This is a genomic window from Pseudarthrobacter sp. W1I19 (genome assembly GCF_030817835.1).
Classification (GTDB): Bacteria; Actinomycetota; Actinomycetes; order Actinomycetales; family Micrococcaceae; genus Arthrobacter.
Map to the genome: position 1 here is coordinate 1,105,920 of NZ_JAUSZR010000001.1, position 20,879 is coordinate 1,126,798.

Genomic DNA, 20,879 nt, shown 5'->3' on the forward strand with positions numbered 1-20,879 from the left:
CGCTCGTAGGGAACCTTGAGGACTACAGGTTCCCCGTGGCGATGTTGAGCATGCGGCGCAGCGGCTCGGCGGCGCCCCAAAGAAGCTGGTCGCCCACGGTAAAGGCGCTGATGTACTGCGGGCCCATCTCCATCTTGCGGATGCGGCCCACGGGGATATCCAGGGTGCCGGAGGCGGCGACGGGGGTGAGGCCGGCCATGGAGGCTTCCTTGGTGTTGGGAACCACCTTGGCCCACTGGTTGTCCTCGTCCAGCAGCTTTTCGATCTCAGCGACGGACAGGTCCTCGCGCAGCTTGAGGGTCAGTGCCTGGGAGTGGGAGCGCATGGCGCCGATGCGGACGCAGAGGCCGTCCATGATGACGTGGTTCTCGTCTGAGGTGCCCAGGATCTTGTTGGTCTCAACCCCGGCCTTCCACTCTTCCTTGGACTGCCCGTTGCCCAGGTCAGCGTCGATCCAGGGGATCAGGGAGCCGGCCAGTGGGACACCGAACTGGGTGGCATCGATGTCTGTGCGCTGGTGGGCCAGGACCTTGCGGTCGATGTCCAGGATGGCCGACGCCGGGTCGTCCAGTTCCGTGCTGACTTCGGCGTTGAGCGTGCCGAACTGGCTGAGCAGCTCGCGCATGTGCCGGGCGCCGCCGCCGGAAGCAGCCTGGTAGGTCATGGAGGTGCCCCACTCCACGAGGTTGTTCTTGAACAGGCCGCCAAGGCCCATCAGCATGCAGGAGACAGTGCAGTTGCCGCCGATGAAGTCCTTGGTGCCGTTGACCAGGCCCTTGTCGATGACGTCGCGGTTGATCGGGTCCAGGACGATGATCGAGTCGCCGTTCATGCGCAGGGTGGAGGCGGCATCAATCCAGAGGCCGTCCCAGCCCCGGCTGCGCAGCTCGCCGTGGACCTGCTTGGTGTAATCGCCGCCCTGTGCGGTGACGATAATAGGCAGCTTGGCCAGCGTTTCGACGTCGAACGCGTTTTCGAGCTTGCCGGCGCCATCGGCAAAGGAGGGCGCGGCACCTCCCGCGTTGGAGGTGGAGAAGAACACCGGGTTGATGTTGGCGAAGTCGCCCTCGTCCTGCATGCGCTGCATAAGGACGGAACCGACCATGCCGCGCCATCCGACCAGGCCGACGGAAGGGGTAGCTGCTGTAGTCATTCGTACAGTTTAGACTTCGGAACCGGCACGGCGCAGTCGGTTACGTCACGCCTGGATGGAACTGACGACCCGGGCGGCCATGACTGCTTGCCCGTGCCCGGCCGGCGTCACTGTGAAACGTGCCCCGCCCCTGGCTCGGGTGCACCCCGTTCTCGCCGCAGCTTCTTGGCCCGGTATTCGTACCTTGCCATGCCAAAGGTGTACCAGGCGCCGAATCCACCCAGCGCGATAGGAAACAACGCACCCCATTCGAGACCGTCATCGTGCGCCAACGGCATAAAGAGCATCACCGCAGAGCCCAGGAATACCAGCGCCATAAAAGCAGAAACGATCCCCATGCCCCACCATGTTCTGACTTGGGCTTGGCCCCGGCCCGGTGAGAACCCGATCTCATCAGGAGGATAGCTGTGGAGTTCACCGGTGTCGGTCCTGCGGAGCACCCGCTTTTCGCCCCGGGCGGGCGCTTCCTTGTTCGGCGTATACGGCGTCGTTGTGACGCTCCCGCTGGAGGTCGTGGCTCAGTCTCGACTCCTATCAAATTTCCCTAGTTCTGGTACTGCTAAAAGTCCGGCCTCGAAGCGTGATCAGGACTTTTTCGTATGGACCTGACCTCGGGCTTTTTCTGCCCGTTCGCGCAGCCAGCGCCGGCGACGGCCGGCAATAATGAACGCCCAGATGGCGCCCCCCAGAACAAGTACCGCCATGATGCCGGAATAAACGGACGCGTCGGGCTCTGATTCTGCGGCCGCCACGGCCAGGAAGACCATAAGTCCTGACAGGATTACCAAGACCACTCCAACGGCGGTGATAGCCCCCGGACTTTGCAGCGGCGTTACGGCAGCCATCGAGTACCCTTCAGGCACACCCCCCGGCCCGTACTCTTCCTCGTACTGGCGCACATTGAAGCGGCTGGGATCATATGGAGTTCCGTCAGGCCGGCGGAACGGGGGGCGGTCAGGGTTCATCGGTTTTCCTCTCCCAGGAGTTTTTCGGCCAGCAGAGTTTCCACCTCGGGCATGCTCAGGGTCCCAGGCAAGGGGACAGCGCGTTCGTCGCCACTACTTAAAGCGGCCTCCCATCTTTCCCCGGAGGCCCGGAGAACAACATTCCGTGCAACGACGTGGTCTGTAACGGACGAGATCACAACTTTTGCGTTTTTGGAGCGGGAGCAGTGTTCGGCAGCGGCCAGGGCCAAGGTTGCTGCAGCGCTGTGATTCGCCATCTGAACCTGCGCGAACCAGCCGCCGAGTCCGCGCGGCTGGAGGAACGCCCCCAAGTCTGGCGCATGCACGAAGACTGCGGCCTGGGGTGCCTCGTCAGAAAGGAATGACATGTTGGTCCATCGGTAGGCGTGGCCAAATGCGTAAGACACAGCAAGCGCCAGCCCGGTAGGTACCAGTTCGTCATCCCTAAGCTTCAGCTGCTGGCGCGCCAGCAGCGACGATGTGCCCGCCAGCCGCATGTCGTCGCTCGTAGAGGGCCATGGCAGCATCAGTGCGTCGGCAGATTTTTGGGTGCTGCTGGTGTCATAGCAGCCCAACAGGTACAACAACTCGGCAATCCCGTAGCCTGCCGGCAAAAGGCTGGCGTCCTCTATCGTCCCAGTGCTCATGTATCACTTTCCCCTAACGCCGCTAGTTGTACTCACCAATTCCACGGAAGGATTTTGGCCGGATCCTTTATGACAGCGCTGGCACCTTCACCGACCTTGTCAGCGACCCACCCCACGCCGTCAGCTATTTTTTCCCTGTTTTCCCAAACCGCAACTCCCACGTTGGCAGCGATCAGGAATGGCTGCTGAGGGCCAGGGAACATAGCAGCTACCCCCAGTGCAGCCTTCGTGGTGCTCCATGCCGCATCGCCGTAGTCGCCTTTGACCGCACTATTGATGGCGCTGCCGGCATCAATAGCTGCGCCCACTCCGCCTAAAACGTTTCCGAAAGTCTTGAGGCCCTTGAGAGCCGCAAATACCTTATCGCCGCCTTCGGCAAGGTCCGCGGCTTTATCAAGCGCCGTAGCTGCCTTCGTGAACAATGGAGAATTGAGCGCGTCCCAGTACTTGTTGCTGGTGCCGGCGAAATTGAAGGCGTTATGCCAACTTGCAAGCTCGGTACCGCCCTGAAACGGCAGGCTCACCGTTCGAAGCGTATCCGGCACGACCTTGTAAACGTCCCACGGCTTCGACACGTACGAATCCCACCAGGTGTCATCTTCCTCGTGCTCCCAGAAATACGGGTCCCGTTCGGAGCTGACGGTCGATGGTGAAACTGCTGGTGCTGCAACGAGGTGTGGCCCAACAGGAGCGCTTACAGACACGCTTCCGGCGTCGCTCGCCGTCTCCTGCTGGCTGGCGTTCTCCAGGAGCTTTTTCGACTCCTGCTTCAGCGCGAAGGCAGCCTGCTGGAGCATCGCCCGGTGGCTGCCGTTCCAGTCGGACCGGAACGCAACGGCGTCCTGGCCCTTCCACGACGTGGTGCTGTTGATGTGGCTTGTCAGCTGCGTGGATTGTTGCAGCAGCAGATCCGCCGTCCTGCCGAACTGCTGCGCCAGCGTCCGCAACTCGGTAACGTCCGCGCCCCACAAATTTCCTGCCACCCGGCAATCCCCCCGATATTCGACCAGCGTCTTTCAAGCCGGAACCCAGCCCAGCCTAGTAGCAACACGCTGCGGCTGCGATGGGGTGTCCTCCCCATGTGCAGCACCAGGTGCTAGCCGCGCTCGGAATCCTCCAGCACGGCTGCCTTGCGGGCCCGCAGCGCGAAGAAGGCGCCGAAGGCGAACACCTGTGTCACCACCACCAGCACGATGGCCCCGGCGATTTTGTTGCCGCCCAGGATCATGGTGAATCCTACGATGGCGGACAGCAGCGCCAGCAGGGGCAGCAGCATGTAGCCCAGCACAAAGAGGGTTTCGGGTTTCTTTAACATTCCTAGCCCTCAGTCCGTGACCATTTGGTGAATCGGTAGCGGGTGCCGTTGGCGGCGGTCAGCCAGCCGTCCGGCGGGACGGATGCGGAAGCCTCCCACCCAGTGCCAAGCTCGGGGGCGAAAGTGTCGCCGTCGGCATTGACGTCGATGGTGGTGACCACCGCGACGTTCGCAAGTTCGGTGGATTGGCGGAAAATTTCTCCGCCGCCCAGGATCCAGACGGTCCCGCCGCCGTCCACAAACTGGGACTCAAGCAGCGCGTCATCAAGGGAAGGAACCACGACGGCGCCCTCCGCCTCAGGGGTCCCGGCCCAGCTTTTTTGCCGGGTGATCACGATGTTGGTGCGGCCGGGCAGCGGACGGAACTTGTCCGGGAAGGAAAGCCACGTCTTGCGGCCCATCACCACCGGGTGGCCCATGGTGAGCCGGTTGAAGTGCTTCAGGTCCTCGGGCAGGTGCCAGGGCATGTCGCCGTCCTTGCCGATGACGCCGTCGGGCGTCTGCGCCCAGACCAGGCCCACGCCGGTCACCGAGGCGGCCAGCTCTTCCGTGAAGGACTGCGGATCAGTGGCTTTCTCCGCGCTCATACGGCGATCGGAGCCTTGATCGTGGGGTGGTGCTGGTAGCCCACCACTTCGAAGTCCTCCAGCGTGTAGTCGAAGATCGAAGCCGGCTTGCGCGTGATCTTGAGCTGCGGGTACTCGTACGGCTCCCGTTCCAGCTGCTTGAGGACCTGGTCCATGTGGTTCTCGTAGATGTGCACGTCGCCGCCGGTCCAGACGAATTCGCCGGGCTCCAGTCCCACCTGCTGGGCCACCATGCAGGTGAGCAGCGCGTAGGAGGCGATGTTGAACGGGACGCCCAGGAACATGTCCGCGGAGCGCTGGTACAGCTGGCAGGACAGTTTGCCGTCCGCCACGTAGAACTGGAAGAACGCGTGGCACGGGGGCAGCGCCATGTCGTGGAGTTCGGAGACGTTCCACGCGGACACGATGTGCCGCCGCGAGTCCGGGTTGGATTTCAGGTTCTCCACCAGTTCGGCGATCTGGTCGATGTGGCCGCCATCGGGTGTGGGCCAGCTGCGCCACTGCACGCCATAGACAGGGCCGAGATCGCCGTCGGCGTCTGCCCATTCATTCCAGATGGTGACGCCCTGGTCCTGCATCCACTTGATGTTGGTTTCGCCGCGCAGGAACCACAAAAGCTCCACCGCCACGGACTTGAAGTGGACCCGCTTGGTGGTGATCAGCGGGAAGCTTTTTGAGAGGTCAAAACGCATTTGGCGCCCGAAAACGCTGGTGGTTCCGGTCCCGGTACGGTCCGATTTGTGCGTGCCGGAAGCCAGGACTTCGCGCAGGAGGTCTTCATAAGGCGTTGGGATGCTCACGCCACAAGTCTACTTTGGATGATGCGAAGAGCAGCCCAGGCAGCACGGCGCCGCTCAGCTGCCCTGCCCGGCCCGCCCTCAACGTGACGCTCGACGACGTCCGTTGCCGCACGAGGGGACGTCGGCCCGGTCCGGGCTCACGGGCGGGGGCGAGATCACGTCGCCTTCCCGCCGTCGTCCCCCAACCAGGCGCACAGGGACTGGGACCGCCGCGCTCATGTGACCGGTTCCCGGACCGCTTGCCTACCTGCGGCAGGGGTGCGGGCAAAGCTGCGGACGGGGATGACGGCGATCACCACGCCTGTTGCTGTGAGCAGGGCGCCCACTGCCCCGGATGCCTCCCAGAACCAGCTCCACGGGACCGGCTCCAGGCTGACTGCCCTTCGAACAGCCGGTCCAGCGAACAGCAGCAGCACGCCTGCCTGCACTGTGAAGCAGGCCGCAAGCGCGCGGACCATCCGGTGTATGGTGATGGCGCGGAGGGCAGCATCGAGCCCCGGAACCACGGCCGGAATTCCCCGGCGCAGCCGCGCAGCCGCCAGGGGCAGCAGGGACACCGCGCACACCGCTGCCCCTGCCCAGGCGGTCCCGGGCCACGCGGGCGCCACGTCTGCTGCTGCCTCGGCGGTGGCGGTCAACACAACCGCCACAACGAGCACCGCGAATGCCCCGACTGCGGTGCTGAGCAGTGCCGGGCTGACTGATTGCAGCGGCCACGTGCGGGGCGCATCAGGCGCTCCATGATTGCGCTGAAGGAGCAGTTCTCCTGCTGCTGTGGCAACCAGGACTGACGACGCCGATACCGCCACAGCGAGGGCGGGGTGCCCTGTGGCGATTCCCGGGATCATCAGCACGAGCGCCGCCGGAACCAGGGCCGCCAGTCCCAGCGCTGCTCCAAGCGATACCAAGAGCCGGGTGGCGGGATGGGTTGCCGCTTCCGGGGCACCCCGCGGGTCCAGGCCATTGCCGGCCCGGGCAGCGGGAAGCTTGGGTGGTGCCCACCACCACATGGCCAGCAGGATGCCCAGCCCGACCACGCCGGCGGCGTTCGTCCAGCTCCCGGAAACGCTGGAAGGATCCGGCCGGGCGGCGTGGTTGCCTGCAATGGCCGCCAGGCCCGCCGCCACGGTGGCGACAGTGCGAAGAAGCCGGTTCATGGCTATGGTGCGCAGGAGGTCATTGTCTTCGGAGGGCAGCGACTCAAGCTGCCGTCGTCGCGAGATCAGCGTCAGGACGGCCAGGGTTCCCATAGCAAGGATGATCAACGCAACGCCCAGACAGGCCGCGAGTTCGAAACCGGGAATGCGGCCATCTCCGCCATAGGGGATACATCCATTGGGGCCATCGGGGCGTGACCCCCACTGGACCGGTGCGAACCCTGGCAGTGCGGCCGTCCAGCTAATCTGTGCTGCCGCCAAGGCGAAGACCACCAGAACAGTCCAGGCGAGCCGCCGTGGGAGGAAATCCCGCATCTTCCGCACCTCCAGCGTCACCGGCTGCTGCGGCAGCCTTGGCCGTGGGTAACTCAGTTGGCCGATGGCGTGAACAGCCAGGCAGCCCAGGACGGGCCACGCCAATGCCTGGATGATGTCGGCCGGGCCGGTGAGCGGCCGGGCTGCAGAACCTACGGGAAGGATTCCGGCGTTTCCCGCCGGCTGCAGCGAGCTGGCCAGCCAGCCCAGGACCCCTACCCATAAGGCATGCCGGGAAGCTGTAGCAGCAGAGACTTGATTGCCGTGTTCGCGGACCACCCAGCGAAGCAGAAAATAAACCCCGGTTGCCAGAAGGAGCGGCCAGAGGAGGGCCAGGGGCGGGACGTTGCTGAAGACGGCAACCACCTCTGAACCAGGCACATTTCCCCCAAAATCGTGCATCAATCTACTGAGTGTTTGATACAAACCGTCCGGGGTCAAGCGCGGCTCTCAGCGCCGCCGGTCAGTCGTCGAAAGGCCTGAACTGCTCGACGGCGACAATCCGGTTTGTGGCGCCCGGCGCCACATGGCACACCACCAGTTCGCCGGGGGACAGGTATGGTTCGCTGGCCGGCAGGAGTGCGGCCAGTTGCTGCGGCATGTGTTGGGCCAGCTGCCCGAACACGGTGGGCAGCGCCGGGCGGTGGGTGCAGACAACCACCGGCCGCTGCTTATCAAACAGGGCCTCGACCACGGCAGCGGTTTTCTTCGGGTTCCGCTGATGCCGCTGTTCCGTCAGGGCTTCCGACAGCTTCACTTTGGGACTGGCCACCTTGGCGTAGGGCGCTATGGTTGCCACACAGCGGAGCCACGGGCTGGTGACCACCCGCGGTGGCTTCCACGCCTGGAGAAGCCGGCCCACGGCCTGCGCCTGACGGGTTCCGGTGGCGGCCAACGGGCGCTCACCTTCCGCCTTGGACCAGGACGAGCGGGGTTTCGCCTTGGCGTGGCGGAGCACCAGGAGCGGCCAGGTGTTCAGCTCGCCGCGCCCATGGGCGTCCTGCAAGTATTCGAGCGGTGCGACGTCGGAGGGGTTGGACAACAGCCGGGCCGCCTTCTCCGGGGCGCACCACATCACACTGTCCACCTCCTTGCCGTCGGGAACCAGTTTGTCGCCGTTGACCCTGACGGCCCAGTAGTGGACCACCTTCAGGCCGGACGCCACGTGGTAGTGGATCGGGGGCAGCGGTATGCCCAGTGAGGCGGACAGGCCAATCTCTTCCCACACCTCACGGATGGCGCACTCAGGGATGGTCTCGCCGTCGTCTATCTTGCCTTTGGGCCAGGACCAGTCGTCATAGCGCGGGCGGTGGATGAGGAGGACCTCAAGCTGGTCTTTGTTCAGCCGCCAAGGCAGCGCACCGGCAGCCGTGACGGCTACCGGTTCGCCTGGGTGGTCTGTCTGGTCTGCTACGAGTGCGTCGCTCGACAAAACCGCGCCCTTACCGTCGGCTCAGGCTGCGTTGCCGTGGCCGCGATGCCAGCAGGAAGGACTGGACGTCCTCAAGGGGCCTGCCATCGTCGCCCAGATGGTGGCGCGTCCACCTGCCCTCGTTGTCCAGATGCCAGCTGGCGGTTTCGGGCGCCATATAGCGCTTCATCAGGTCCAGGACATACTGGATGTCATCAGCGCTGGCCAGCTGGACCAGGGCCTCCACCCGGCGGTCCAGGTTGCGGTGCATCATGTCCGCCGAACCGATGTACACCACCGGATCCCCGCCGTTCACGAAGGCAAACACACGGGAGTGCTCGAGGAACCTGCCCAGGATGGAGCGGACCGTGATGTTATCGCTGAGCCCCGGCACGCCCGGGCGCAGCGAACAGATGCCGCGCACCACAACATCCACCTTCACCCCGGCCTGCGAGGCCCGGTACAGCGAGTCGATAATAGCCTCGTCCACCATGGAGTTGACCTTGATCTGGACGCGGCCCGGCAGCCCGGCACGGGCGTTGCGGATCTCGGTCTCAATCCTGTCGATCAGCCCGGAGCGAACCGAACGCGGGGCGACCAGAAGGCGCTTGAAGGTCGACTTGGGCGCATAGCCGGAGAGCTGGTTGAACAGCTTGGACAGGTCCTCGCCCACCTGGTCATTGGCCGTCAGAAGGCCGAGGTCCTCGTAATAGCGGGCCGTCCGCGGGTGGTAGTTGCCGGTTCCGATGTGGCAGTAGCGGCGCAGCCCGTCCACTTCCTGGCGCACCACCAGGGAGAGCTTGCAGTGCGTTTTCAGGCCCACGATGCCGTACACCACGTGCACGCCTGCCTGCTCCAGCTTGCGGGCCCAGGAGATGTTCGCCTGCTCGTCAAACCGGGCCTTGATCTCAACCAGCGCGAGGACCTGCTTGCCGGCCTCGGCCGCATCAATCAGGGCGTCCACGATGGGGGAATCGCCAGAGGTGCGGTACAGGGTCTGCTTGATGGCCTGCACCTTGGGATCCGCTGCCGCCTGCTCCAGGAACGCCTGCACAGAGGTGGAAAACGAGTCGTAGGGGTGGTGGAGCAGGATGTCCCGGCGGCGCATGGCCGCGAAAACGTTGGCCGCCTTGGACGTCTCGGACTCGTTGAGGTACCGGGAGGTATGCGGGACGTGCTTGGGGTAATGCAGGTCCGCGCGGTCAATGCCGGCAATGACGGACAGGCCGCGAAGGTCCAGCGGGGCGGGGACCGAGTAGACCTCGGACTCTTCAACGCCCAGCTCACGGATCAGCAGCGCCCGGATGTTGGGGTTGATGTCGTTGGTGACCTCAAGACGGACAGGAGGGCCGAAGCGCCGGCGCAGGAGCTCCTTTTCCAGTGCCTGCAGGAGGTTCTCGGCGTCGTCCTCTTCGACCTCCACGTCCTCGTTCCGGGTCACCCGGAAGGTGTGGTGCTCCAGGACCTCCATCCCGGCAAACAGCTTGTCCAGGTGGACGGCAATAACTTCTTCAAGCGCGATGAAGCGGGCCACCCGGCCAGCCACGGCCCCGGCCCGCGGGCCGTCAATGGAGATCAACCGCGGCAGCTGGTCCGGGACCTTCACGCGGGCGAAGAGCTCTTTGTCGCTCACAGGGTTCCGGACCACCACGGCGAGGTTCAGTGAAAGGCCGGAAATGTAGGGGAACGGGTGCGCCGGGTCCACGGCCAGGGGCGTGAGGATGGGGAACACTTTTTCGGCGAACATCTGGCTGAGCTGCTGCTTGGCGGCATCGTCGAGTTCATCCCAGTGCATGAGGTGGATGTGCTCATAGGCCAGGGCCGGGCGGATCTGCTCCGCGAAGACCTGGGCGTGGCGCTGCTGGAGCCGGTGTGCTTCCTCACCGATCTTTTCCAGCACCTCCACCGGGCTCAGGCCAGCGGGGGAGGGGACGGCCAGTCCCGTGGCGATGCGACGTTTCAGTCCCGCCACACGGACCATAAAGAACTCGTCCAGGTTGGAGGCGAAGATGGAGAGGAAGCTGACGCGTTCCAGCAGGTGCAGCGTAGGGTCCTCGGCCAGTTCCAGGACGCGGGAGTTGAAGCTGAGCCAGCTCAGTTCACGGTCCAGGAAACGGTCCGGCCGGATATCCCCGTCGGGCTCCAGGTTGGGTGCAAAGTCGGGGATGTCTATCCGGTCCTGCGTGGCCCGCGCTGCAGGAACCTCCGAGGAGCCGAAGCGCGCGCGCACCGGAACTGGAGTCTCTTGGGACGTGGCTGCTCCGGAAGGTTCCGGGTTCATGGCATCTCCTTTACCTGGCGCTTGATGCTGCCGTTTCCGGCCGGCGCGGTTCTGTTTCAACCTTACAAGCATTCAATGCGGGAAGGCCCTTGATTTAGCGTCCCAGGACCCCGGGGTCAGGCGATTGGACTAACCGGCCGCCGGGCCGTACATCACGTCCATGTCCCAGCGGGTAAAGCCCAGCCGCCGGTACAGGGCAACCGCCGGCGCGTTATCGGCGTCGACGTACAGCATGACGGCGTGCAGCCCCAAGGACTGCAGGTGCTTGATGCCCGCCACCGTGAGGGCCTTGCCCAAACCCGATCCCTGGGCTTCCGGGGTCACGCCCACCACGTAGATCTCGCCCACGGCGGGGTGGGTTCCGTGCCGGGGATGGACCTTGGTCCAGTGGTAACCCAGCAGCCGGCCGTCCCGGCCAACCGCCAGGAGGAAGCCCGCCGGATCGAACCAGGATTCGGCCATGCGGGCATCAAGGTCCGCCCGGGTGAGGCTGCCCTGCTCCGGGTGGTGCGCGAAGGCGGCGCGGTTGGCCGCCAGCCAGGCCTCCTCATCCTGCCCCGGCACAAACGCGCGGATGCGCACCCCGTCCGGGAGGACGACGTCGGGAAGGTCCGCCGCCGTCGTCGTCATCCGCATCTTCCACAGTTCACGCACGGGCACGTAGCCGTAGCGGGCGGCAAGATCCGCGGCCGCCTCGTGGTTGCCGTGGGACCAGGCCCTCAACCCGGCGAACCCCCGCCGGTCGCGCAGCACGCCTACCAGGCGGTCCGCCACGCCCTGGTTGCGGTAACTGGGATGTACCGCGATCTCCACCACCCCGGTTCCATCCGGCTCTTCCACCACAGCGGCGAACCCGGCCAGGTCCTGGCCGGAGGAGGGATCCGAGTCTTCATCCGGGGCGTACAGGGCCAGGGTCAGCACGTTGTGTTCGTTGGAATCCGCGGCGCGCATGCTGATCAGGGTCTGTTCGGAAATGGACGGGTTACCGTCCGACTCTTCCGCCGCTGCCAGGAGGTTGCGGCAGTCTTTGAGCAGCTGCTGGTCAACCCCGCCTTGGACTGCATGGACGGGCCACTTCTCAGGGTGTGCTGGAGTCATGAAGCAAGGCTATACGCCGATGGCCGCAGACGGACTGCCGTGGAGCCGGTTCAGGCTTCCGTCAGCTCGTCTTCCTGCTGCCGTACCAGGGTGAGCCGGTAGCCGACGTTGCGGACAGTGCTGATGAGGTTTTCGTGGTCGGCGCCCAGCTTGGCCCGCAGGCGCCGGACATGGACGTCCACCGTGCGGGTACCGCCATAGTAGTCGTAGCCCCACACCTCGGTGAGGAGCTGCTGGCGCGTGAACACGCGGCCCGGGTGCTGCGCCAAGTACTTCAGGAGCTCGAACTCCTTGAACGTCAGGTTCAGCGGCGCGCCGTTCACCCGGGCGGTGTAGCTCGCTTCGTCGATGACCACCCCTGCAGCCCGGATCTCTGACGGCGCGTCCTCCTGGTCCGGGACGGCCCGGGCGACGGAGAGCCGGATACGGGCCTCCACTTCGGCGGGGCCGGCGGACTCGAGCACGATGTCGTCAACGGCCCAGGCAGAGGAAACGGCGGCCATGCCGCCTTCAGTCAGGATCAGCACGAGCGGTGCACTGAGGCCGGTGGCCTTCAGGAGCTGGGTGAGGGACCGGGCACCCACAAGGTCCTTGCGGGCATCGAGCAGTACGATGTCGCAGGGATCGGTCTCCAGCAGTGCTGTGGGCTCGGCGGGGAGGATGTGCACCCTGTGGTTCAGCAATTCCAAGGCAGGCAGGATGTCCACCGAAGAACCGGTGCTGTTCGTCAATAACAGGATGTGCGACATTGTTCCTCCAAGGGCCGTCCGCGCATCGTTGGGCGACTGAACCGGATTCTCACCGGCCGGTACTGGCTCCCCGCCCCGGTTTTGGGCCACTGCCATCCGCAATGATCCGGCTACCCCGGCAGGGAACTTAGCTGAGCCTTGAGTATACCCGGCGGGTCCGCCAGCGGCATGGATTGGCTTCGGACCACGGTACGTTTTGCGACATATCCGGTTCATATAAGGCAGGATTGGGGCAGGGCTGGATGCCCTGGCACTGAGGGCGGGCGCCGCCTTCCAACGTCAACGCAGGATGGGATGCAGCGCAGTGAGTGCACAGACTAAGCCCCGGCCGGGATCCGAATGACGGCGGAACTTCAGGCACCCGCGCGCTCCCTGGGTTCATGGACCATTGGCGTGGCGGGCCTTGCCGGACTGGCAGCGATCGTTGGCGGGGTCTATGCGTCCCGGGAGGCCCTTGTGGCCGTTGCAGTGGCCATCGCAGCCGGTGTTGGCATCGGCTGGCCGCATTTCCTCCGGATTCCCGCCAAGAAGACCCTCGCCGCCGTGATTGGCCTGGCCGGCGCCGGATCCGCTGTGGCCGCCGCCTACGCGCCCGCTCCCGGGTTCCTGGATTGGACGCCGCCCTTTATTGCGCTCGGAATCATGGCGGTGTTTGTAGTGCAGCTCATCCGCGGGACCGGTCAGGCGCAGCGGCTGGAGTCCACCCTCGGATGTTCCGTGGGAGTGCTGCTGTCCTGTTTGGGCGGCGGGTGGATCGCCGGTGCAAGGTTCAACGGGGTCCGCGAGATGCTGCTCGTGGCGGCCATCAGCGCGGCGGTTGCCCTGCTGGCGGGGCTGATCCGCTGGCCGGACAGCATCGTGGCTCCCCTGGGGATTGTCCTGGCCGGACTTGCCGGGCCGCTTGCCGGACTGGTTCTTTCCGACATCGCCGTGCTCCCGGCCGCGATTTTCGGTGTGGTGGTGGGTGCTGTGCTCGTGAGCTTCCGCCGTCTTGTTACCCTGCGGGGGGCGCCCCTAAATGTTCCTGCTGCCCTTAGCATGGGGCTGGCGCCTGTTTCGGCAGTAGGTTCTCTGGCCTACTTCATAGACAAACTACTCATCTACTAACGGTTAGGATGGCATCATGTCCGTACTTGCTTTTGAAATTTTCTTCCTTGTCCTGCTCGGCATCGCCAGCCTGTCCATGGCGTGGTTTGCCGGCTTTGTGGTCTACCGCCTCTTCAAAGGCCAGAAGTAGACCCTTTCCGGAGCTAGCCGTTTTCCGAGGTAATTGCTGTGCCGATTGATATTCCCACAGATCTGACTCCAGAACTTGTCCCGCTTTCCTGGCTCATTGGTGAGTGGGAGGGCCGCGGCCGGCTGGGCAGCGGGGACGAGGACTCGGAGCACTTCCTGCAGCACGTGTCGTTCACGCACAACGGGCTGCCGTACCTGCAGTACCGTGCGGAGAGCTGGCTGACGGACGACGACGGCACGCGGCTGCGGCCGCTGACGGTCGAGACCGGCTTCTGGGCACTTGAGCGCAAACAGCTGGATGCCGACGGCGGCCCCGGCCTCATTCCGGCAGACATTGTGCCGGCGCTGAAGAGCGCAGACGAAGTGGAAGCCCTGCGCAACAGCGAGGGCGGCTTCGACATCTCCGTGTCCATTTCGCACCCTGGGGGCATCTCGGAGCTGTACTACGGGCAGATCAAGGGTCCGCAGATCCAGCTCACCACGGATATGGTGATGCGCGGAAGCCATTCCAAGGACTACAGTGCTGCCACGCGGATCTTCGGACTGGTGGACGGAAACCTGCTCTGGCGCTGGGATGTGGCGGTTGGCGGCAAGGAAGGCAAAGGGCTTGAAGCCCATGCGTCTGCCTTCCTCAAAAAAGTATCCTGACCACCCCAGAGGAACGAAGGAAGGGCGCGGCAATGGAGGATCCCGGGAACCTGCAGGCGCCGCGGCACGGGCGGGATTACAGCGACCTGAAGGCCGTTTTCTTCAACGGGACCCTCAAGAGATCACCGCAGACCTCCAACACTGACGGCCTGATCACCATCAGCCGTCTGATCATGGAAAAGCAGGGCGTCAGCACACGCGTGATCCGCACCGTGGACCATGACATCGCCAGCGGCGTGTACCCGGACATGACCCAGTACGGCTGGCCCACGGACGAATGGCCCCAGCTGTATCCGGCGGTGCAGGAAGCGGACATCGTGGTGGTGGCCGGGCCCATTTGGCTCGGCGACAACTCCTCCCAGACCAAGAAGCTCATCGAACGCCTTTACGCCCACTCCGGCGAACTCAACAGCAAGGGCCAGTGGGCGTTCTACCCGAAGGCGGGCGGCTGCCTGATCACGGGCAACGAGGACGGCATCAAGCACTGCGCCATGAATGTCCTGTACAGCCTGCAGCACATTGGCTTCAGCATTCCACCGCAGGCGGATGCCGGCTGGATCGGGCCTGTTGGTCCGGGCCCGAGCTACCTTGACGAGGGCTCCGGCGGTCCCGAAACCGACTTCACCAACCGGAACGCCACGTTTATGACCTGGAACCTCCTGCACCTGGCCCGGATCCTCAAGGACGCCGGCGGATACCCGGACTACGGCAATCTCCCCAAGGAATGGGCCGCCGGAACACGCTTCGATTTTGAAAACCCGGAATACCGCTAGCCACTCCGGCCGGTGGTTGGGCGGCCGCAGGCCGTCCGGTGGTTGAGCTTGTCGAAACCTCTGGATCTTCACACGCTCGATCAGCGCCAAGCCAACCCGGAATACTCCCTGACTAAAGGACGTTGCCCCCAGTATGACTACTCCCAGCCCCCTGTTGTCGCGCCCCGGAGCCGTTGAGGCGGCCGGTGCGGATGCCGGCGTCGCGGCCCACTATGGCGAGCCGCTGCGCGAGCAGCGCGCCCTCGCAGCCGGTACCGCCGTCGTCGACCTCTCCTCCCGCGGCGTGGTGACGGTCACCGGGCCGGACCGCCTGAGCTGGCTCAACACTCTGTCCTCCCAGCAGGTCAGCGGCCTGCAGCCGGGAGAGTCCAGCGAGCTGCTCCTCCTGAGCGTGCAGGGCAGGATTGACTTCGACGCCCGGGTGATTGACGACGGCGGGTCCACCTGGCTGATCGTGGAGGGCTCCGAAGCTGCCCCGCTGGCGGAGTTCCTCAACAGGATGAAATTCATGCTGCGGGTGGAGATCGCCGACGTCTCGGCCGACTGGGCCGTAGTGGGGAGCACCAGGGCTGTTCCCGAGTGGTCGGAACGGCTTGTCTGGCAGGACCCGTGGCCCCATGTATCCGCAGGCGGGTACTCCTACGCAACGGTTGCAGAGGAAAACCATCCCGGGCTCGAGCGCCCGTGGTTTGAATACCTGGTTCCTGCCGCCGGGCTGGAAGATGCTTTGGACGGGCGCGCCCTGGCCGGGGTCCTCGCCGCCGAAGCCCTGCGCGTGGCTGCCTGGCGTCCCCGCATCGGTGCCGAAACGGACGACAAGACCATCCCGCACGAACTGGATCTCCTCCGCACCGCAGTCCACCTGGCCAAGGGCTGCTACAAGGGCCAGGAAACCATCGCGCGCGTGCACAACCTGGGACACCCGCCGCGGCGGCTCGTGTTCCTCCAGCTCGACGGCTCACAGCACACGCTGCCCGAGGCCGGCAGCCCGGTCCTGGTGGGGGAGCGGAAGGTGGGAGCGGTGACGTCCGTGGCGCAGCATTACGAGATGGGCCCGGTTGCCCTGGCAGTCATAAAGCGTTCAGTGGCGGCGGATGAAATACTGACGGTCCTGGACGGGGACGAGCCGTACCCTGCCGCCCAGGAACTGATCGTTGCCCCGGACGCCGGCCAGGTGGTGGGGCGCCAAACCGGATTCCTCAAGGGGCCACGCTGATGACTGACAACGCCGCTGTACCGTCCAACCCTGCACCGTCCAACCCTGTACCGTCCAACTCTCCCGGGGCCAGCGGTGGTCCCGACGATGAAACGCTTGCCTTGGCGCACACGCTCTTCCAGGCAGCCAGGGAGGGGGACTCGGCTTTGCTGGGCGCGTATCTCGACGCCGGCGCTCCCGCCACCTTGACCAACGAGGCTGGCGATTCCCTGTTGATGCTCGCCGCCTACCACGGCCACGCAGAGACTGTTCAGCTGATCCTGAAACACGGCGCCGAGGCGAATACCGCCAACGACCGGGGACAGACCCCGCTGGCCGGAGCCGCGTTCAAGGGCTACACCGATGTTGCCCGTGTCCTGCTGGACGCCGGCGCAGACCCGGACGCGGGATCACCGTCGGCCCGAGCCGCCGCCCAAATGTTCGCCCGCACGGAGATCCTGAATCTCCTGGGCTAGGATCACCGGGTCCCGCCCGGCCGCAACACCCTGACGAAAGATGCCCGAGTGGAAAACGTAGCAAAGCCCTGGCCGGCCCTGTGGTCCCTGGTGATCGGGTTCTTTATGATCCTGATCGACAGCACCATCGTGTCCGTGGCCAACCCGCGGATCATGGAAAGCCTGGATGCGGACATCAATGCGGTCATCTGGGTGACCAGCGCCTACCTGCTGGCCTACGCAGTCCCGCTGCTGATCACGGGCAGGCTCGGCGACCGGTTCGGGCCCAAGAAGCTCTATCTTCTGGGCCTTGTGGTGTTTACGCTGGCCTCGCTGTGGTGCGGACTGTCCGCCAATGTCGAGACCCTCATTGCGGCACGGGTGCTGCAGGGCCTTGGTGCGGCAATTATGACTCCGCAGACCATGGCCGTCATCACGCGGATCTTTCCGCCGGACAGGCGCGGGGCGGCAATGTCCATCTGGGGAGCAACCGCCGGTATGGCCACGCTTGTGGGGCCGATCCTGGGCGGCGTCCTGGTGGACGGCCTTGGCTGGGAATGGATCTTCTTTATCAACGTCCCGGTCGGCGTAGTGGGCTTTATCCTCGCCTGGCGCAACGTCCCCGCCCTCAGCACCCATCCGCACCGGTTCGATATCCCCGGCGTCCTGCTCAGCGCCGTCGGACTCTTCCTGCTGGTTTTCGGCATCCAGGAAGGCGAGACATACAACTGGGGCACCATCACAGGGCCTGTGAGCGTATGGGGCCTGATCATCGCGGGCATCGCCGTCCTGGTCCTGTTTGTCCTGTGGCAACGCTTCAATAAGGGCGAACCGCTGTTGCCGCTGGCCCTCTTCCGGGACCGGAACTTTTCCCTTGCCAACCTTGGAATCACCCTGGTGGGCTTTACGGTGACTGCCTTCACCCTGCCGCTGATTTTCTATTACCAACTGGTCCGTGGCCTCACGCCCACCCAGTCAGCCCTCCTGATGGTGCCCATGGCGCTGATCTCCGGTGGTCTGGCGCCCGTGGTGGGGAAGATCGTGGACCGGGTCAACCCGAAGTATCTCGCCGCTGGCGGTTTGACCCTGATGGCTGTGTCGCTGATCTGGAACTCGGTCCTGATGCAGCCGGACACGCCCATTTTGATGTTCCTGCTGCCCAGCGCCGTCCTGGGACTTGCCAATGCGGGCATTTGGGCGCCATTGAGCACCACCGCCACCCGCAACCTGCCACCGCGCCAGGCCGGTGCCGGTTCGGGGGTCTACAACACCACACGCCAGTTCGGGGCGGTTCTGGGCAGCGCTGCTATCGCCGTGCTGATCCAGTCCCGGCTGGCTGCCGAGCTTCCCACGGGCGGACCGGGCGGAGCTGCCGGCGAGGGCATGGCGTTTTCGGGCAGCCTGCCGGAGGCCCTCCACAGCGGATTCGCGACGGCGATGGGCCAGTCCATCCTGCTGCCCGCCGGAGTGATCCTGGTCGGGGCAGCAGTGGCACTGTTCTTTGCCAAGCCGCAGCCGGTTCAGGGCTGGGGCAGCGCCACCCCGTCAGCCAAGGTGGACGCTGGTCTGGATTCCGCCGGCTGACAGGCCGAGCTTCCGGGCCAGCGCCAGGGATCCGGTGTTGCTCACGTCGGTGCGCCACTGCAGCGTCAGCCCTGCTGCCAGGGCTTCATGGGCGGCAATGGACACCGCGAGCGAGCCCAGGCCGCGGCGCCGCCACTCCGGGTCCACCAGGACCCCGAGGTGCGCCAGCAGGCCCACCCACTCAGAGTAGGCGCCGCAGGCGAGGGGCACGCGGCGGCCTTCCTCCTCATGGACGATGGTGTAGCGGTTCTCGAGGTCCGAAAGGCCCACCTCGTTCACATCGTCCGGCGGGCAGCGGCCCTCCAGCTCAATCGCTTCCGGATTGCCGTGCGAGACGGTCATTTCTTCCGAGGGCTGCTTGAGCGGCAGGTCATCCGCGAAAAACAGCGCCGCCGCACCCAGTCCGTGGCCGCCGTGGGAGCGGGTGAGCGTCAGCAGCGTGACGTGCTGGGCCATCTCCTCATCCGGGATGCCTGCGGCAGCGTCAATGATCCACTGCGGACCAACCAGCGCCGAACTGCCAAAGAGCCGGACGAACTCGACGGTCCGGGCTGATTCGTCGGCGCGGACAATCCGCTCGCCGGAGGCCAGGGCAGAACTGAAAGCGTCGTCGTCCAGTCCCAGGCGCCGTGCCCACGCAAGCTGGATGATGGCGGCGGAACCGGGGTCAAGTGTCATAACCCCAGCCTAGGGCGGTCACGCGGCGCCGCCGGGCAGGACACCTCAGCTGAACAGGACACCTCAGCCGAAGAGGACAGCAGCTTCGTCGTAGCGCTTCTGCGGAACGGTCTTCAGCTGGCCCAGGGCCTCCTGGAAGCCCACATGCTCGATGTCCGTGCCCTTCAGTGCCACCATGGTGCCCCAGTAGCCTTCGACCACGGAATCGATGGCTGCCATGCCCAGCCGGGTGGCGAGAACCCGGTCGAAGGCCGACGGCACGCCGCCACGCTGGATGTGGCCCAGGATGGTGGCGCGGGTTTCGATGCCGGTACGGGCTTCGAGCTCAGGCGCGAGCTGGTCCGCGATGCCGCCCAGCCGGGGCCGGCCGAAGGTATCCAGGCCCCGTTCGGAGTGCGGGGTTTCCATGTGCTCGGGCACGAAGCCTTCAGCGACCACTACCAGCGGTGCGCGGCCACGGGCGTGGGCTTCATTCACCCATTCGGTGATCTGCTCGATGCTGACCTTCTGCTCCGGGATGAGGATGGCGTGCGCGCCCGCTGCCATGCCGGCGTGAAGGGCGATCCACCCCACGTGCCGGCCCATCACCTCGGCAATCATGCAGCGGTGGTGTGATTCGCCCGTGGTCCGCAGCCGGTCGATGGCCTCGGTGGCGATCTGTACAGCGGTGTCGAAGCCGAAGGTGTAATCGGTGGCGTCGAGGTCGTTGTCCACAGTCTTGGGGACGCCCACGATCTTCAGCCCTGCGTCAGTCAGGCGCTTGGCCGCGGCCAGCGTTCCCTCACCGCCGATAGCAATGATCGCGTCGATGCCGAGGCGGTCCATGTGCTCCTTGATGACCTCGGGCCCGCCGCCGTTTTCAAAGGGATTGGTGCGGGAAGTGCCCAAAATGGTGCCGCCCTGCTTGGCGATGCCGCGGACCATGGTGCGGGGGATATCGATGATGTCGCCCTCCACTACGCCGCGCCAGCCGTCAAGGAAACCCACGAATTCGTGACCGTGGATGGCAATGCCTTTGAGGACGGCTCCGCGGATCACGGCGTTCAGTCCGGGGCAGTCGCCACCGCTGGTGAGGATTCCAATTTTCATGTCTCTGGCTCAAATCCTGGGGAGAAGGTGTACAGGCAGAGCGCCACGCTGAGCTCACATAGAGTCTAGTGGGGGGTGTGGGGTACGACACAAACCGGTTACATTGCCGCCGCCGCGCGAAGTCCCAGGGAACGCAAGAGGCTCCCGCTCCAAAAGAGGAGCGGGAGCCTTTGCCTGTGTCGCTACGGACGGTTGATGGACCGCCGCTCAAGGAATGTCTGGAGCGGGATGACGTTGCGCTGGTCCGGCAGGACCACCCAGGCCAGGAGGTAGAAGATGACGGCGGGTCCGGGGAGCAGGCAGAAGACCAGGAAAGCGATCCGTACGAAGGCCACGTCCACGTTCAGCTTGGCTGCGACTCCTCCCAGTACCCCTCCGAGCCAGCGTTCCGGTCCGCGTTTCAGGCCAAGGCCCCTGACGATGCTGAAAAACTTGTCCATGGGTCAAGACTTCCGTGTTGAGGAGCTGTTGTCACGTTTCCGGGCGGAGAGGAGGCCGCCCACCACCAGGGCCGCGCCGGCGCCTATCATCAGGCCGATCAGGACGTAGGTCCAGTTCAGGGTGACGATGCCGAGCTGGGCGATGATGATCAGGGCGGCGAGGGCCAGGACGATCAGGCCCCACACCACGGTGCCCACTCTCGCCCCTGCTGCCGGGGCACCAGAGGCGCCTGCCGCCGTCGTGCTTCCCGGGACGTATGGATCCGGAACATACGGGTCCGGGGCCGGATTGTTGGTGCTCAT

General features: G+C 65.1%; 23 protein-coding genes. 6 read left to right on the top strand and 17 right to left on the bottom strand.

What is annotated here, in order from left to right; all coding sequences use genetic code 11:
• Positions 1-22: 22 nt before the first annotated feature.
• The 13 genes from asd to QF038_RS05220 all read right to left on the bottom strand — a co-directional run bounded on the left by asd (position 23) and on the right by QF038_RS05220 (position 12,478).
• Positions 23-1,153, bottom strand: a complete 1,131-nt coding sequence (gene asd, locus QF038_RS05160) for an aspartate-semialdehyde dehydrogenase (protein ID WP_307609206.1) — start codon at positions 1,151-1,153, stop codon at positions 23-25.
• A gap of 107 nt (positions 1,154-1,260) precedes the next feature.
• Positions 1,261-1,491, bottom strand: coding sequence for a hypothetical protein (locus QF038_RS05165; RefSeq protein WP_307609207.1), 231 nt, complete (start codon positions 1,489-1,491; stop codon positions 1,261-1,263).
• A 246-nt stretch (positions 1,492-1,737) separates the two neighbouring features.
• Positions 1,738-1,998 (bottom strand): hypothetical protein, encoded by a 261-nt coding sequence (locus tag QF038_RS05170; RefSeq protein WP_307609208.1) that lies wholly within the window; start codon positions 1,996-1,998, stop codon positions 1,738-1,740.
• A gap of 116 nt (positions 1,999-2,114) precedes the next feature.
• Complete coding sequence (locus QF038_RS05175; protein WP_307609209.1) at positions 2,115-2,765, bottom strand: hypothetical protein; 651 nt, start codon at positions 2,763-2,765, stop codon at positions 2,115-2,117.
• 32 nt (positions 2,766-2,797) lie between these two features.
• Positions 2,798-3,736, bottom strand: a complete 939-nt coding sequence (locus QF038_RS05180; protein WP_307609210.1) for a hypothetical protein — start codon at positions 3,734-3,736, stop codon at positions 2,798-2,800.
• Between the two features lie 125 nt (positions 3,737-3,861).
• Positions 3,862-4,080 carry an NF038396 family protein gene (locus QF038_RS05185; RefSeq protein ID WP_307609211.1) on the bottom strand — a complete coding sequence of 73 codons (219 nt, stop codon included), beginning with the start codon at positions 4,078-4,080 and terminating at the stop codon, positions 3,862-3,864.
• Between the two features lie 2 nt (positions 4,081-4,082).
• Positions 4,083-4,667 carry a dihydrofolate reductase gene (locus QF038_RS05190; RefSeq protein ID WP_307609212.1) on the bottom strand — a complete coding sequence of 195 codons (585 nt, stop codon included), beginning with the start codon at positions 4,665-4,667 and terminating at the stop codon, positions 4,083-4,085.
• Positions 4,664-5,467 (bottom strand): thymidylate synthase, encoded by an 804-nt coding sequence (locus QF038_RS05195; RefSeq protein WP_142060494.1) that lies wholly within the window; start codon positions 5,465-5,467, stop codon positions 4,664-4,666. The genes QF038_RS05190 and QF038_RS05195 overlap by 4 nt, the downstream gene beginning before the upstream one ends.
• A 215-nt stretch (positions 5,468-5,682) precedes the next feature.
• Entirely contained in the window at positions 5,683-7,320 is a 1,638-nt protein-coding gene (locus tag QF038_RS05200) for a hypothetical protein (RefSeq protein WP_307609213.1), read from the bottom strand.
• Between the two features lie 82 nt (positions 7,321-7,402).
• Entirely contained in the window at positions 7,403-8,371 is a 969-nt protein-coding gene (locus QF038_RS05205; protein WP_307609214.1) for an NUDIX hydrolase, read from the bottom strand.
• A 10-nt stretch (positions 8,372-8,381) separates the two neighbouring features.
• Entirely contained in the window at positions 8,382-10,631 is a 2,250-nt protein-coding gene (locus QF038_RS05210) for an RNA degradosome polyphosphate kinase (RefSeq protein WP_307609215.1), read from the bottom strand.
• Positions 10,632-10,760: 129 nt separating this feature from the next.
• On the bottom strand, positions 10,761-11,729 hold the full coding sequence (gene mshD, locus QF038_RS05215) for a mycothiol synthase (protein WP_307609216.1): 969 nt from the start codon (positions 11,727-11,729) through the stop codon (positions 10,761-10,763).
• A gap of 50 nt (positions 11,730-11,779) precedes the next feature.
• Entirely contained in the window at positions 11,780-12,478 is a 699-nt protein-coding gene (locus QF038_RS05220) for a response regulator transcription factor (RefSeq protein WP_142060488.1), read from the bottom strand.
• Between the two features lie 339 nt (positions 12,479-12,817).
• Between QF038_RS05220 and QF038_RS05225 the strand changes: the two genes are divergently transcribed.
• The 6 genes from QF038_RS05225 (at position 12,818) to QF038_RS05250 (ending at position 18,369) form a co-directional block, all read left to right on the top strand.
• Positions 12,818-13,585: a permease gene (locus tag QF038_RS05225; RefSeq protein ID WP_307609217.1), complete on the top strand. Its 768-nt coding sequence runs from the start codon at positions 12,818-12,820 to the stop codon at positions 13,583-13,585.
• A 168-nt stretch (positions 13,586-13,753) separates the two neighbouring features.
• A complete protein-coding gene (locus tag QF038_RS05230; protein ID WP_050054283.1) occupies positions 13,754-14,362 on the top strand; it encodes an FABP family protein in 609 nt (202 codons plus the stop codon).
• Between the two features lie 32 nt (positions 14,363-14,394).
• The gene (locus QF038_RS05235) at positions 14,395-15,135 is read left to right on the top strand and encodes a flavodoxin family protein (protein WP_091415009.1); all 741 of its coding nucleotides are present in this window, start codon (positions 14,395-14,397) and stop codon (positions 15,133-15,135) included.
• Between the two features lie 133 nt (positions 15,136-15,268).
• Positions 15,269-16,351, top strand: a complete 1,083-nt coding sequence (locus QF038_RS05240) for a folate-binding protein YgfZ (protein ID WP_307609218.1) — start codon at positions 15,269-15,271, stop codon at positions 16,349-16,351.
• The gene (locus QF038_RS05245; protein WP_307609219.1) at positions 16,351-16,806 is read left to right on the top strand and encodes an ankyrin repeat domain-containing protein; all 456 of its coding nucleotides are present in this window, start codon (positions 16,351-16,353) and stop codon (positions 16,804-16,806) included. Before QF038_RS05240 ends, QF038_RS05245 begins: the two co-directional genes overlap by 1 nt.
• 48 nt (positions 16,807-16,854) lie before the next feature.
• A complete protein-coding gene (locus QF038_RS05250; protein ID WP_307609220.1) occupies positions 16,855-18,369 on the top strand; it encodes a DHA2 family efflux MFS transporter permease subunit in 1,515 nt (504 codons plus the stop codon).
• On the opposite strand, the gene QF038_RS05255 is transcribed toward QF038_RS05250, so the two are convergent.
• From QF038_RS05255 to QF038_RS05270, 4 genes are all read right to left on the bottom strand, one after another.
• Positions 18,331-19,047, bottom strand: coding sequence for a GNAT family N-acetyltransferase (locus QF038_RS05255; RefSeq protein WP_307609221.1), 717 nt, complete (start codon positions 19,045-19,047; stop codon positions 18,331-18,333). The two genes, QF038_RS05250 and QF038_RS05255, sit on opposite strands and share 39 nt — an antisense overlap.
• Before the next feature lie 63 nt (positions 19,048-19,110).
• Positions 19,111-20,136 (bottom strand): ATP-dependent 6-phosphofructokinase, encoded by a 1,026-nt coding sequence (locus tag QF038_RS05260; protein ID WP_091415021.1) that lies wholly within the window; start codon positions 20,134-20,136, stop codon positions 19,111-19,113.
• A gap of 182 nt (positions 20,137-20,318) precedes the next feature.
• The gene (locus QF038_RS05265) at positions 20,319-20,576 is read right to left on the bottom strand and encodes a PspC domain-containing protein (RefSeq protein WP_091415023.1); all 258 of its coding nucleotides are present in this window, start codon (positions 20,574-20,576) and stop codon (positions 20,319-20,321) included.
• Between the two features lie 3 nt (positions 20,577-20,579).
• Positions 20,580-20,879 carry a hypothetical protein gene (locus QF038_RS05270; RefSeq protein WP_170850644.1) on the bottom strand — a complete coding sequence of 100 codons (300 nt, stop codon included), beginning with the start codon at positions 20,877-20,879 and terminating at the stop codon, positions 20,580-20,582.